General features: G+C 63.0%; 14 protein-coding genes and 1 pseudogene. 11 read left to right on the top strand and 4 right to left on the bottom strand.

The window, feature by feature from the left end; translation table 11 throughout:
• The first annotated feature begins 3 nt into the window (after positions 1–3).
• The 5 genes and pseudogenes from DEIDE_RS15035 (at position 4) to DEIDE_RS19670 (ending at position 4,733) form a co-directional block, all read left to right on the top strand.
• Positions 4–1,335, top strand: a complete 1,332-nt coding sequence (locus DEIDE_RS15035; RefSeq protein ID WP_242403013.1) for a carboxypeptidase regulatory-like domain-containing protein — start codon at positions 4–6, stop codon at positions 1,333–1,335.
• A 521-nt stretch (positions 1,336–1,856) separates the two neighbouring features.
• Positions 1,857–2,606 (top strand): trypsin-like serine protease, encoded by a 750-nt coding sequence (locus DEIDE_RS15030; RefSeq protein WP_012695182.1) that lies wholly within the window; start codon positions 1,857–1,859, stop codon positions 2,604–2,606.
• 48 nt (positions 2,607–2,654) lie between these two features.
• Positions 2,655–2,786 (top strand): annotated as a pseudogene (locus DEIDE_RS19925) (IS701 family transposase); the annotation flags it as partial.
• A gap of 198 nt (positions 2,787–2,984) precedes the next feature.
• On the top strand, positions 2,985–4,412 hold the full coding sequence (locus DEIDE_RS15025) for an aldehyde dehydrogenase family protein (RefSeq protein ID WP_012695181.1): 1,428 nt from the start codon (positions 2,985–2,987) through the stop codon (positions 4,410–4,412).
• Positions 4,413–4,550: 138 nt separating this feature from the next.
• Positions 4,551–4,733 (top strand): LysM peptidoglycan-binding domain-containing protein, encoded by a 183-nt coding sequence (locus DEIDE_RS19670; protein WP_041227865.1) that lies wholly within the window; start codon positions 4,551–4,553, stop codon positions 4,731–4,733.
• A 124-nt stretch (positions 4,734–4,857) separates the two neighbouring features.
• Here DEIDE_RS19670 and DEIDE_RS15015 read toward each other — a convergent pair whose 3' ends face one another.
• Positions 4,858–5,121, bottom strand: a complete 264-nt coding sequence (locus tag DEIDE_RS15015; RefSeq protein ID WP_012695180.1) for a cold-shock protein — start codon at positions 5,119–5,121, stop codon at positions 4,858–4,860.
• 270 nt (positions 5,122–5,391) lie between these two features.
• Between DEIDE_RS15015 and DEIDE_RS19405 the strand changes: the two genes are divergently transcribed.
• The 5 genes from DEIDE_RS19405 to DEIDE_RS14995 all read left to right on the top strand — a co-directional run bounded on the left by DEIDE_RS19405 (position 5,392) and on the right by DEIDE_RS14995 (position 10,271).
• The gene (locus DEIDE_RS19405) at positions 5,392–5,541 is read left to right on the top strand and encodes a hypothetical protein (protein ID WP_193589579.1); all 150 of its coding nucleotides are present in this window, start codon (positions 5,392–5,394) and stop codon (positions 5,539–5,541) included.
• 109 nt (positions 5,542–5,650) lie between these two features.
• Positions 5,651–6,199 carry a tyrosine-type recombinase/integrase gene (locus DEIDE_RS15010; protein WP_012695179.1) on the top strand — a complete coding sequence of 183 codons (549 nt, stop codon included), beginning with the start codon at positions 5,651–5,653 and terminating at the stop codon, positions 6,197–6,199.
• A 471-nt stretch (positions 6,200–6,670) separates the two neighbouring features.
• The gene (locus DEIDE_RS18210; RefSeq protein ID WP_012695177.1) at positions 6,671–8,563 is read left to right on the top strand and encodes a PAS domain-containing sensor histidine kinase; all 1,893 of its coding nucleotides are present in this window, start codon (positions 6,671–6,673) and stop codon (positions 8,561–8,563) included.
• An 841-nt stretch (positions 8,564–9,404) separates the two neighbouring features.
• Positions 9,405–9,725 (top strand): hypothetical protein, encoded by a 321-nt coding sequence (locus DEIDE_RS15000; RefSeq protein ID WP_012695176.1) that lies wholly within the window; start codon positions 9,405–9,407, stop codon positions 9,723–9,725.
• A 99-nt stretch (positions 9,726–9,824) separates the two neighbouring features.
• Positions 9,825–10,271 (top strand): substrate-binding domain-containing protein, encoded by a 447-nt coding sequence (locus DEIDE_RS14995; RefSeq protein ID WP_242403012.1) that lies wholly within the window; start codon positions 9,825–9,827, stop codon positions 10,269–10,271.
• Positions 10,272–10,424: 153 nt separating this feature from the next.
• Here the strand turns inward: DEIDE_RS14995 and DEIDE_RS14990 are convergent, their stop codons facing one another.
• The 3 genes from DEIDE_RS14990 to DEIDE_RS14980 form a co-directional block, all read right to left on the bottom strand.
• Positions 10,425–10,778, bottom strand: coding sequence for an HD-GYP domain-containing protein (locus DEIDE_RS14990; RefSeq protein ID WP_083764295.1), 354 nt, complete (start codon positions 10,776–10,778; stop codon positions 10,425–10,427).
• Positions 10,779–10,932: 154 nt separating this feature from the next.
• Complete coding sequence (locus DEIDE_RS14985; protein ID WP_012695172.1) at positions 10,933–11,634, bottom strand: cytochrome c biogenesis protein CcdA; 702 nt, start codon at positions 11,632–11,634, stop codon at positions 10,933–10,935.
• Positions 11,634–12,158, bottom strand: coding sequence for a TlpA family protein disulfide reductase (locus DEIDE_RS14980; RefSeq protein WP_012695171.1), 525 nt, complete (start codon positions 12,156–12,158; stop codon positions 11,634–11,636). The genes DEIDE_RS14985 and DEIDE_RS14980 overlap by 1 nt, the downstream gene beginning before the upstream one ends.
• Positions 12,159–12,355: 197 nt before the next feature.
• Here DEIDE_RS14980 and DEIDE_RS14975 point away from each other — a divergent pair, with 197 nt between their 5' ends.
• Positions 12,356–13,471: a peptidase MA family metallohydrolase gene (locus DEIDE_RS14975; protein ID WP_041227860.1), complete on the top strand. Its 1,116-nt coding sequence runs from the start codon at positions 12,356–12,358 to the stop codon at positions 13,469–13,471.
• Positions 13,472–13,506 lie beyond the last annotated feature (35 nt).

The following is a 13,506-nucleotide window of genomic DNA, read 5'->3' as shown; positions in this document are numbered from 1 at the left end:
GACGTGCGTGCCCTCTCAATCGTGGCTTTGACTCGACTTCTCGCCCTGGGTGCTGGACTGGGTCTGAGTGCCGAGGCCCTTCCAGTGAAGGCTCGGCCCGGCCAACTCACCGGTGCTGTCAAGACCACCACCGGGAGACCCGTGGCCGGCGCCCGTGTGAACATCTTTGGGTTCACGAAAGCGGGAACAGAGTTCAGAACAACTGCCCGGACCGGCAATGACGGCGTCTATGCGGTCACCCTGCCTGCGGGTGGGCTGTACCGGGTCAGCAACGCGTTTGCACCGCTCAAAACAGCGCAGGGCGTGGTCGATCATCGTCTGCATCCGTTAGAACGGAACTTCGAGGTGCTGTCAAGCAACACGAGCGGGCTGGTACGGAATTTCGAACTGCGCCTCAGCGGTCTTAAACCCGCCGAGACGAACGCGTCCGGAAATCCCCGCGATCCGGTGAGCTACTACGGTCAGATCATCCGGGTCCTGTTGACGGGTGACGGACCAACTACTGATCAGCAAAGTACCGTCCTCACGTTCCGGCTCATGCCGGTGGGCCGCCTGGCCGATGGGTCTGAAGGCCGGACGCTGACCCTGCGCCGCACGGTCAAGCATCTGCGAACTGAAGAGGGACTTGGCTTTGACCTGGACAAAACCCAGCTGTTGCACGACGTACCGCTGGGTGTGTATTCGGTGACGGCCACGGTCAGCCGTTCAGCGGGCGCGGCCCAGGGCATTCTTCTCAGCCTGGACGGCAGCGCGCGGCGCCCTGCGGTGACCGTGAACTTTCGTCCGTCAGAAAGCACTCCGGGGACATCCATCTTCAACGTGCATGCCCACCTGGAGGGCGCTGCCGCAGCAGCGCCACAAAGTCAGCGCCCCACACCGGCGATGTCCCCCACGCCTGCTCCCACACTCACCCCGGAACCATCATCTGTGATTCGTGGGCACATCAATGCGCCAAATGCTTACCCTGGCAATGTGCTACTGGTCCTGGAAGACTATGCGATTACCCCTGAAGACGCCCTGCTTGAGGTGCGCTTCCGGTCACTGGACGGTGCGCCAGACCTGGTAGTGCGCCGCACTCTGCGGCAGATTCGCGCGGGCAACGTGGGGGATAACAGCCGTCCGCTCACCGAAACAGGGTATCTTCCGCTGCTGAACCCTGGAGCATTTCTGGTGAGTGCCGCGTTGGTCTCAGCACACGGTGAGGGCCGCACCGTAGATCTGCGTCCGGACGGTGTGGCGGCTGGCCGGGAAGTGCCGCTGCGGTGGGCGCCTGCCGAGCGGTACGGGGTTGGAGGCGGAAAGGTCGTGTACGTGACCATCAACCGCACGCCATAACACGGTAGAACTTCTAACCAGTCTGGCAGGCGCAGCCCACTGGTCGTCGTAGAGTCGCCTCCACGGGCGCAAGTGCTCTGTAGGGCAGCACACTGTCATGGATTTTCCAAATCGCTTCCAGAACTGATCGTCGCCTTGTCAGCCTCTATCCGAGGCAACTTCGTAGACCCGGCTGGCAGGCTCTGCACCATTGGGGAGTTGCAGTCCACTCAAAGTTCATGGTACTGGCGTCCGGGCGAAGATGGCTTGGAGCCGGTCCCGCGTGACTCAAGATAAAAATAAAGTATAAAATATCACATCATCACGCCGGCGTGACTTGACCAGTTCGGGGTCATCTCGTTCCAGTCTGGCCGGCAGAGGGAGAGAATATGAGGAAGCGACAAGCGATTCTCCTGTTTGCTGGCCTGCTTGCCCTGTCCGCATTCAGCAGCTCACCTCCAGCCGCCGACGGCGCCCTGCTCAGCCCATAGATCACCAAGGGCGGAGAACTCGACGGCAACGACCACCCCTACGTAGGAATCATGGTTGCCCAGGACGCGAGCGGCGCGCCCCTGTTCCGCTGTAGCGGCACCCTGGTCGACTCCACCCACTATCTGACCGCCGGCCACTGCACTGACGACGCCGCACATGTGGAAATCTGGTTTGATGCTGGCCCCATACCTGTGGATCCAGGCTACCGCGCAGCCACACTAGCTGGCAAAACACCTGCCGAAGCCTGCAATATTGTCCGCACGGACGCGCTGGTCGGCAGCGGCTACCCCTGTGTGGGTCAAGCCAGCGGCACGCCCTACACACATCCTGCTTATTCCACCGGTCCCTTCTACCTGAACGACCTGGGCATGGTGGTGCTGAACGCTGCGTATGCCACTCCAGGAAACCTGTACGGCAAACTGCCATCACTGAACATCCTGGACACCTTGGCCGCCAGGCCAGGCGAGAATCGGGTGACCTTCACCACCGTCGGGTACGGCTTGCAGGAAGCCTACCCCGAAGCGGCCGCCTGGAAAGACGTCGCCGTCCGGCAGCGTATGGTCGCTCAACCCAAACTGATTCGCCTGAACCCCGTGTACATGACTCTGTCAAACAACTCGAACACTGGCGGCACGTGCTTCGGTGACTCTGGTGGGCCGAACTTTATCGGAGACAGCAATGTGGTGGGCGGGGTGACTTCCTTCGGTATCAACCCGACCTGCGCGGGGACGAGCGGCGTATACCGGGTAGATCGCCCGGACGACCTGACTTGGCTCGCCACCTTTGGACTCACGCCCTAGCTGTACTTCCGGGAAAATTCATTGGCACTGTCCGGGCCGGCATCTGCGATGCTGGCCTTCTTATTTAAGCGCTCCCTTCTCCCGCGATGGACCCGTCACTTCCCCGCCTGGTTTTCCCCGTTCATCAGGTGCTTTCGCCATCAGGCTCAGCGGTTCTGGGCGCCAACCCAGGCTTCGGGTGCTGGCGGGCGAACGACTTTGGTTCGGCTATCGTCGCCCACAGGTGCTACGCTGAACGCCCGACATACAGACCTGGGCGCCTTTGCTGGCCTGACCCTCCTTTCAGGGGAAGGACTGCGCGCCGGCCCTACGTCCGGGCCAGGGCGGATTCCCGCCGCCTGGTGACGCCACAATGACCGGGATTCTGGAGGACAGAAGATGCGCGAATACCACAAGTTCTATATCGGCGGCGAGTGGGTCGAGCCGGCAGCACTCCAGACCCTCGATGTGCTCAACCCAGCCACCGAAGAGGTATGCGGCAGCGTCGCTCTCGGTACGGCCGCTGACGTGGACCGGGCAGTCCGGGCCGCCCGAACGGCCTTCGCCTCCTGGTCCCAGACCAGCCCGCAGGAGCGGCTGGAGGTTCTGGATCGGGTGGCCGCCGAGTATCAGAAACGTGCGGCCGACCTCGCCACGGCCGTCTCCGAGGAAATGGGGGCGCCCGCCTCCCTCGCCCGCAGATCGCAGGTGCCGCTCGGCGCGGGCCACCTTGCCACGGCGGCCGCCATCCTGAAGGATTACGCCTTCGAGGAACAACGCGGCCAAACCATGATCGTCAAGGAGCCGATTGGGGTATGCGCACTGATCACGCCCTGGAACTGGCCCCTGAATCAGATCGTGTGCAAGGTGGCGCCCGCGCTCGCCACCGGCTGCACTATGGTGCTCAAGCCGTCTGAGGTCGCGCCCTTCAGCGCGCAGATCTTCGCGGAAATCATGAACGCGGCGGGCGTCCCGGCGGGCGTCTTCAATCTGGTGCAGGGTGACGGTCCCGGCGTGGGTGTGGCGTTGTCCAGCCATCCGGACGTGGACATGGTGTCCTTCACCGGGTCCACCCGCGCCGGGATCGAGGTGGCCCGCAACGCTGCCCCGACGGTCAAACGGGTGCATCAGGAACTGGGCGGCAAGAGCCCCAATATCGTGCTGGACGACGACTTGTTTGCCAAAAGCGTGACGGGCGGAGTGCGCGCGGTGATGAACAACTCCGGCCAGTCGTGTAACGCTCCGACCCGCATGCTGGTGCCCGCCCCGCGCATGGCCGAGGCCATCGAAAGCGCGCGCGCCGCCGCCGAACAGATGACTGTCGGCGCGCCGGACAGCGGCGCCATGCTGGGGCCGGTAGTTTCCGAAATGCAGTGGAACAAGATTCAGGGCCTGATCCAGCGCGGCATCGATGAGGGCGCCACGCTGGTGACCGGGGGACCCGGCCGGCCGGCTGGGCTGGAGCGGGGGTACTACGTCAGGCCTACCGTCTTCGCGAACGTGACCAATGACATGACCATTGCCCGCGAGGAAATCTTCGGGCCGGTCCTCGTGATTCTCGGCTATGACTCGGTCGAGCAGGCCGTCGAGATTGGCAACGACACCGAGTACGGCCTCTCGGCCTATGTCAGCGGCGCCGACCTCATGGAAGTCCGCAAGGTTGGGGCCAAACTGCGTGCCGGACAGGTGGTGCTCAACGGCGCGTTTGATCTGATGGCGCCGTTCGGGGGCTACAAGATGAGCGGCAATGGGCGCGAATGGGGAGACTTTGCCTTCAGCGAATTTCTGGAGGTCAAGGCTCTGCTCGGCTACGCGCCCCAGGCGTAGGGTCTGTCTGGTTGAAGGCTCAAATTGACAATAGGGCTACAACCCGAGCGACGACTACACCGTCGGCTGGGCAGTCTGCTTCCCTTTACCCTCTGCGTTGCGCTCGCCGCGCCGCAACCTCGTCCTCCCGCCCCAGCCGTGAACGTCATTCCCGCTGCCAGCCCAATTCCCCTCAGGAACACCCTGCCGCCCCCGGCGCCGGTCCTGCGCCGGGGGGCCTCCAACGTTGCGACCTACACCGTTCAGCGCGGCGACACCTTATCGGGCATCGCCGCTTCGCACGGCACCACTGTCGCGCAGCTTCAGATCATTAACACGTGAGGCAGATGCGCTGAAGAGAACGATACTGCTCGCTTGCGAAGGGATGGAGTTCAGGTGACCCTCCGGTTGTAGGAAGAGCAGACAACAAGAGAGCCTGAATCGGCTCTCTTGTTCACGCTCGGGCTTACCAGCGGTCGTCGCGGCGTTGGGGACGGTCGCCGTAGGCAGCGGCTGGCGCGGCCCTCGTCACGACGATGTTCTTGGCTTGCGGACCCTTGCCCCGCTGGCCCTCCTCAAGCTCGAACTCCACCTCGTCACCCTCGTTCAGCTTCTTGAAGCCGCTCCCCGAGATCGCGCTGAAGTGCGCGAAGACATCGGGACCTCCGGGCGTTTCAATGAATCCGAAGCCTTTTTCCGCGTTAAACCATTTCACTTTTCCTGCAGGCATACTTCACTCCTCATCTCCCGGGAACGAGATCGTTCCAGGTGGTCTCCCAAGGCACACTGTGTTCAGTGCAGGCCTGGAGAGTTCCTCCTGCATGGTAGTGGTCCATGTTGTTGCGGAAAATCCCTCCAGCTTCATGGATGTTTGGGGTGTTGAAGCCTTCACTGAAAGCATTGGTCGGCCTTGGCGCTGTGGCACCGTTTGTGGAACCAGAAAAATTAACCCATGTTGATTGATCCAATGCTGCACAGGGTGTAGGAGCTAACCTATGTCATGACGAAGAAAAAAACGGGAACGACTTCGCCTAGGGTCGCGAAGAAAGCGAGCGAACTGCTGAGCAACCCGAAAAGCGCGGCAAAGGTCAAAAGCGTAGCGGCCTCTGCTCTTGCAAACGCAGCCGACAAGCCTAAACAGAAAAAGTAGTGGAGTAGCGACCATGGACCTTTACAACGTTGGGGTGAGCTCAGCCTGACTTCAGTGCTGTGACCTTGCCGGAGCATCAGCGCTGCCCGGTCAGAAGGGCCGCTCCCGGGTGGCGGCCGCCAACGCCCTGTACGCGGCGCTGCGTTTGGCAGAAGTCACCACAGCCCATCCCTTTGAGGATGTGCCGCAACCCCGGGACCGGACTGATGCGATCACCCGGCGGCCTCCGCATCGCGAGACGGTGGTGCACCGGGCGCTGGCCTCCGCGGAACGGGAGCAGCGCACTGACCTGCGGGTCCTGATCCTTCTGATAGCCCATGCAGGGCTACGCATCGAGGAAGCGCTGACGCTCACCTGGAGCCAGGTGGACCTCGCCAGCCGCCTGACTGTCCAGGGCAAAGGGTGCAAGCGCCGCATCGTCGGCATCTCTGGCAGTCTGCTTGACGTCCTTCAGGCACATGCTGGCCAGGGCAAGGGGGATTGCCTGTTCACCTTTGCTCACCGGTCCGGTGCGGCCTACCACCTGCGGCGCCTGATGGAACAGGAGGTCTCCCCTGGGCGGGCTTTCATGCGTTTCGGAAATACAACGGCACCTTATTGTACCGACGGACGCGGAATTTTGTTCGTGTGGCACACCATCTGGGTCATGCCAACGTGAATACCACCCAAGCGTACGTCGATGTGCCGGCCAACGACCTGGCCACCGAACTCGCCGATTTCTGAACGCCGGATCTGGGCCAGGGTTGCCCAACGGCGAGTCTCTCGTAAGGCCAGAGCAAGACCCGGGGAATCGGGATGCATACGTTGCGCGTGCCTGTATCTCGGGGTATAATTTGCAACATCAAAGGCGGCAATCAGCCGCCTTTTTCGATTGGGATGACCGTCGGTACCTGTGTTTAGGCCGGTGCGGGTGCGCGGGAGTTGAGCACGGGGAGGAAGTTGTCTTCGCTGGAACGAACGTGAGACGGCGCAGAGGTGAATGCCACTTCAGCCAAGCATGACGCTGCTTTAGGACCGAAGGGCTGCGGACAGCAGACCACTAGTGTCACGTGCGTGAAGCCTCCCAAAGCCGTAGAATCCACCAGCCTATGCGTTCCTATCGCGTCTCGGAAGTGAGCGTCGCCTCCACATGATCATTAACCGGCACGGGCGGGTCGTCGAGTGGTATGCCAGTGCGCAGACGACCTTCGGGTACACCCGCGACGAGGCCGTGGGCCGCACCCTGAGTGAGCTGATCATTCCCCTCCCGGACCGCGCCGCATACGCGCAGCACCTGGAGAGTGCCCTGGGCGTAGACGAGGTGTACGTCTTTGATCAGCAGGTCAACGCCCTTCACCGTGATGGCCACGTGTTTCCCTGCGAGCTGGCCATGCATGCCTTTCCAACGGTCGGCACCCGGCTGTTCACGGTGTACCCCCGGAACCTGAGCGAAACTCAGCGTGCGCAGGCGCGGTCTGCGGGCCTTCATCAGCTCACGAGGGGGCTCGCGGGCGTGCTGACGCCTGAGGAGGTCGCGCAGGTCGTACTGAACGAGGCGCAGCATTTGATGGGTGCGCGCGCCGTGATCGTGCTGGGTCTGGATGAGACGGGCGCACACCTTCAGAGCTGGGGGCAAGCCGGGTTCAGCTCGCTTATGGCGGATTGGTTCACGCAGGTGCCGCTGAACTCGGCCCTGCCGGTGGCAGAAGCTGCCCGTACCGGTGAGGCCTTGTTTCTTACCGGTGACGAGATTCCGCAGCGTATCCCGGACCTCGCGACGTTGCGTGACGCGGAGCTGCGGCGTGCTGCAGTTCTACCATTGGTGGTCAGTGACCGCGTGACGGGCGTGCTGGGTCTTGGATTTGAGGGCGACCACCCGTTTGACGATGCGGAACGGGGCTTCCTGACCTCCGTCGCCACGGTGTGTGCGCAGGCGCTGGAACGCGCGCGGCTCTACGAGTTGACCCGGGTGAGCGAAACCCGCTACCGGTCCCTGGTGGAAGCCACCAGCCAGATCGTCTGGACCACGCCCCCCAGCGGAGCGTTCGATACGGACCAGCCCGCCTGGCGGGCCTACACAGGCCAAAGCGTCGAGGCGCACCTGGGGTGGGGCTGGGCGGAGGCGCTGCACCCTGAAGACCGGGACGCTATCACCCAGGGATGGACGCAGGCATACCAATCGCGAACGACGTTTGAAGGCGAAGCGCGGGTGCGGCGGCACGACGAGGTGTACCGTCTCATGGAGATCCGGGCGGTGCCAGTGCTGGACAACGCCGGCCTTCTCCGTGAATGGGTCGGAGTGCTCACGGACATCACCGAACAGCGGCTTGCACAGGAGGAGCTGCGGGAACGGACGCGTGCGCTGGAACGGGCGAACGGCGAGCTCGATGCGTTCTCGTACAGTGTGTCTCACGACCTGCGCGCGCCGGTCCGGCACATGTTCAGCTTTCTGGGGCTGGCACGGCGCGCCCTGAGCACCGGAGCGAACGACAAGGCCGCGGGATACGTCTCCACCGCGGAGAACGCGGCGACCCGCATGAACACCATGATCGACGCCCTGCTGACCCTCTCGAGGACGTCCATGCAACCAATTCAGCTCGGCCCCGTTGATCTTCAGCGGCTGGTCAACCGAGTCCGGCAGGATCTTGACCTGGAGAACACCGATCGCCAGGTAGCCTGGGAGATTGGGAACTTACCAGTGGTGCAGGGTGACAGCGGCACACTGGAATTGATGCTGATGAATCTGCTGTCCAACGCGGTGAAGTACACCAGCCGCCGGGACCGCGCGGTCATTCGCGTATGGGCCGAAGAGCGCCCGCAGGCGTGGGCGGTGTTCGTTGCAGACAACGGTGCTGGATTCGACCCGCGATATGCGGAGCGCCTGTTCGGCGTGTTCCAGCGGCTGCACCGCGCAGACGAGTTCGAGGGAACTGGTGTGGGCCTGGCAAATGTGCGGCGGATCGTGGAGCGTCATGGTGGGCAGGTCTGGGCGGATGCGGTGCCCGGTAAGGGCGCGACCTTTGCGTTTACGCTGCCCAAGTGACGTGCTTGAGGCTCGTGGGGACAGCCTTGACGGTGTCGTCCTGTTGCAGATTGAAAGCGACCGTTTCTAAACTGCTACACCTGTGCGCTGTCGTGTTCAGTCCTGTTCATGAACTGGGATACCGGAATCCCTCACAAGGGAAAAACAGTCTGGGCCAGAGCAAACGCGGTGTTAGATGGATGGACGACATGACCCTGCACATCCTCTCTGCCAACCTCACCCTCCTTCCTCCTATCCCGCGCCAGCACACGCCTAGGCAGGGTGCCAGCAGTGAGCGCCGTTGCACCCATGATCAGACGCGTGATCCTGGCCGGCGGAAGGGATGCGCTACTGACTGAGGTGGCGGCGCCGCTCCCGGAGTACCGATGGGCGCCTCCGTCTGTCTCCAATTCCACCAGGAATCCTTAGAAGGACCCGGTACGCGAGCACCACCGGACTCGGGTGAGTCAATGACACTGAGGTACATCACAGGCTCCCCAGGAGCCCGCCCTCTCTGAATCCGCACGCGTATCACAGCTCCAGGATGGCCACTTATGTTGGCGTTCTCAGGGCCAACCCGATCCCCGCATCGTCCGGATCACCCCCTGACCATCTCGACGTGCGCAACAGAGCTTCCGCACCCACTACCTGCTCACCCGCGTCCAGTGCGTCGGCGGGGGATGCTTGAGCTGTCAGAATGGGAGCATATGAAATCCATTTCGTCTCGGCCGTCCGGTTCAGGTGAGGCTCATGGGAAGGCCCCCTGAGTCCACTCCAGCGTCCTGAGGGTGTCTCGCCGGAGTTGCTTGAGCGGGTCCTGGCCTTGATCGGGCCTGACCGTCAGGTACAGGAGAAAGACATCATGGACGGGTGCGCGGTCACCCGACCTGTCGCACGGGCAGCAACAGCCATGCTCCTGGATCAGGGTCACCTCGAAATCGTGCCTCAGGCAGGGACCACCCTCTACCGGCGCCCGGTGCCCATTGATTTGACCTTGGTGCCTCCGGATCTGATGCCCAGGATTGTTCAGGAAGTTGCCGTGGGGCCGCAGACGGTCCGGACGCTGGCCGGACGGTTAGACACCTCGGTAGCGGCGATGCAAGCGACGGTGCGGAGCATGCACGAGGCAGGGTCACTGTCGGTCACCATGGTGGGCGCCACCTGGGTCTGCCGCTCAGCCTGAAAGCACCTCCTGGACTGCGCGTACGTCGACAACCACCTGGGTGGACAGCTGGCCGCTCAGCATGCCCTCTCCCAACCCGGTGACGTGTACGCCATTTGGGTGAAGGCTGACCTTGACGAGCAGCTCCCCACCCGCGTGTTCGAGGACCGGCGGGCCGGCTTCCACGAGGCACTTACCCAGGCCGGGCGGGCCGTACGAGGCGAGACATTTACCGGGTTCGATTCGCTGGCCATCTACCACACGGTCTGCGCGTTGCTGGACCAGGCGGTGTTTCCGTGCACGATTTTCGCTTCAGCGGACCAGATTGCCGCGGTGCTGCTGGATGAAGCAGAGTGGCGCGGGGTGCAGGTCGGGAAGGATCTGCGGGTGGTCGGGTTTGATGACCATCCGTGGGCGGCCGCGCGCGGACTGACTACCGTGCATCAGCCGGTCGAGCGAATGGGTGCGGAAGCGGGGCACCTGCTGCTTAGCCTTCTCAACGGGTTTGATGGGCCGCCCCGGTCCTGCCGTTTGGTTCCCCGGCTGGTTGTCCGAATGACCGCTTGAGCGGGTCACCAGCGGGCATTCCTGCGTCATCCAAACGACGCGTTTGTGGATCACGGGAGACCTCGCTGTGATTCGGCAGTACCCATACCCAAATGAGGAACGAGCTCCAGCCATCTTCGTGGCGAATCACCAGCCTGCTTGCTCAGCCACGCGCTACGTCAGGACTTGCAGGAAAGCTGCAACGACCCGTGCGTCGAGCAGCACACCGGCTTCTTTACGCAGTTGCTCCGCGGCGTCCTCGTGCGTCCAGGCCTTCTTGTCTGGCCGCTCACTCGTCAGGGCGTCGTACACGTCCACCACCGCGAATACCCGCGCCGCCAGAGGAATGTCCTCGCCCGCCAGTCCCTTGGGGTAGCCGCTTCCGTTCCAGCGTTCGTGGTGGTACAGCACGACCTCCAGGGTGGTGGCGGGCAGCGAGGGAATGTGGTGCAGCATTTCGTAGCCGATGCCGGGGTGTCGCTTGATGACCTCCCACTCGCGGGCATCGAGCTTGCCGGGTTTGAGCAGTGAGATACCAAGTGGCTGCGCTTTTGCTTCTGCAGATTGCCGCTACCTCACGCCGCCGACGGTTCAGAAGGCCCCTGACAACGGGCAGATTCCCAGTTTCAAGTCCCTGAGCTCCTGACGTCATTGCAGGTCAATTCTGGACTTCAGGCGGCAATCAGAACCCCTGGAACCCCACCACATTCACGAGCGAGCGGCTGATCCATGCAAATCCGTTGGTGATCAGCAGAATGCCGGCGACCACCATCAAGGCCCCGCCCGCCCGCTCCAACCTGGGCGTGAACCGGTGCAGTGCCCGCACGCGCTCCAGAAACAAGGCTCCAAGCAGAAATGGCACGCTGAATCCCAGCGCATAGGTCAGGAGCAACGGCACTCCCAGGGCAGGCTGCTGAGCAGCCATGAATAACACGCCCGCCAGGATAGGCCCCATACATGGGGTCCAGCCAGCTGCAAACGCCAGACCAACGACAGCGCTGCCCAGATATCCTGCAGGCTTACTTTTCAGCTGAACGCGGCGCTCAAGATACAGGGCATTGACCCGGAGCACCCCCAGCGTAAACAGGCCCATCATCAGCACCATGGCGCCACCGATGACCCGGACCGGCGTTCCATAAGTCGTGAGCACCACCGCAGCGGATTCTACCAGGGCGCCCAGGGCGAGAAATACCACACTGAACCCGGCTAGAAACGCCACGGCGTGGCTCAGCGCCAGCCGCCTGGCCTGTGGTCCGGCCAGCTCGCCACGGCTCATACCGGTCAGAAATCCCAGATAGGCGGGCAGCATCGGCAGCACACAAGGCGACAGAAACGACAACAACCCCGCCCCGAAGGCAAACAGGAAGCCGGGTGAGTCCGTCATCAGGGGCGGATCTGTTTCAGGTACACGCGGAATTGTTCAGGGGGCAGATAACCCGAGTGAACGGCCGTCACTTTTCCCTTTGAATCGATGAATACGGAGACCGGCTGGCCAATGATGCGGTACGACTTGGCTACGCCAGCACCGGTGCCCGGGCCTTTGGCCTTCGGTGCGTCCACCAGCGGCGTGATGGCGCCCAGTTTGGCCTGCTTGAAGTAGTCCAGGGCAGCTTTGGGCGTATCGGTTGCGCTCACGGCGAACATGTTCTTCACCTTGGCCCGTGCCGCTTCCTGGTTCAGTTCGGGCAGTTCCTCTTTGCAGACCAGACACCAGGTAGCCCAGAACGTGAGGACGACCGGCTGGCCCCGAAGTGCACTCAGGGTGACCTTTTTTCCCGAAGGGTCATTCAGCGTAAAGTCCGGTGCGACGTCTCCTGGTCTCACTGCTGAGGCGAGACTGGTGATCAGGAACAGCAGCAGGGTCAGTTGCTTTTGTATGGTTCGTCCTTTGATACGCAGCAGGCGCATGCTTCTGTTCTACCCTGCGGGCAGGCCGCTCCGTGTCGTCGGGACAACATCAAAGTCAGGTGAATCAACTACCGCAGACATGCCCGACCGGACAAATCGACCCGAGCGCCTGCAACATATTTCCCGGAGGTTAGCGTGCGCCGCTATTGTGATCCTGGTGCCGGGAATCAGGGGGCGCCAGGCGCAAGAATATCCGCGTGCCTTCTCTACGGTTTGGTGGCAACGCTGTAGCAGTTGCAGTCCTTCTGGCGGTCAGCAGCGTACAGGCGGCTGCACCGGATTCGCCTGCCGGACTTGTGCAGGCCATGCAGGAAACGCTTCTTCGCCGCGACGCTGCCGGATACCTCGCGCTGGTCGACCAGCGCGACCAGATGTTTGCCACTGAGCACCGGCGCTTCGTGGAGGACTGGGTGGCCCGGCCGCCCCAGGATGTCCGGCTCACGCTGACGAATGTGCGCCAGAGCGGGGATCAGACGCTGGGCCAGTTGCGCTGGTCCTGGCGTACAGCGGCCAACGTGCAGCGTGACGTCACGGTCACCTCAGCCTTCCGGCAGATTGACGGCGGCTGGCGGTATGCCGGCGAAGCCTTTCCCGTTGTGCTGGCAGAAGGACAGGTCCTGGCCCAGTCTGGACAGGAGGACGTAGCCAGGGCCATCGCCGCGGATCTTGACAGCACCCTGAAGCTGGTCGGACGCGTGCTGGGCTATGGTCCGGCCCAGCCACCGGTGGTCAAGGTCTATGACAGCTATGCGGCCCTTTCAGCCAGTGTCCAGCTCAGCCTGCAGCCGGTCGGCGGCTGGAACGAGCCGGGCGAGGCCATCAAACTGGCTGCCCCACGCTGGCCCGAGTCGCGGGCCACACTCGCGCATGAACTGGCACACGCCGCTGTCTTTTCCCGCTTCGGCGAGGGCCAGAGCCGCATTCCCTGGTGGTTGCACGAGGGGGTGGCGCATTTCGCGGCATCGGGTATCTGGACGGAGCAGGCGCGCGCCAGCTACCTGCAGCGCAGCGCCGCATGGCACCGCCAGGGCCGGCTGGTCCCCTGGGACCGCTTATCGAACTTCGAGACGACGCCCGGTGACCTGTGGCCTCACGTGTACGGCCAGGGCTACGCTTTTGTCCGCTTTGCCGCAGACCGCTACGGAATGCCCCGTCTGACTGCCTTTATGCAGGAGCTGGCCTCGGGCCAGACGATACAGGTGGCCGCCTCGCGGGCCTTCGGCTCGACCTTTGACCGGGTAGATCAGGACTGGAAAATCTGGCTGGGGACGCAGGCCGTCAGTACCGTCACCTCGCGCCCGCCACTTCCCTGAACTGAAAGTGCTCCGGCAGCCGGCCAAAAGCAGGG

It is taken from the genome of Deinococcus deserti VCD115, assembly GCF_000020685.1.
Taxonomy (GTDB): Bacteria; Deinococcota; Deinococci; order Deinococcales; family Deinococcaceae; genus Deinococcus; species Deinococcus deserti.
Note: the sequence above shows the minus strand (reverse complement) of the source record. Positions and strands in the feature narration are given on the sequence as shown.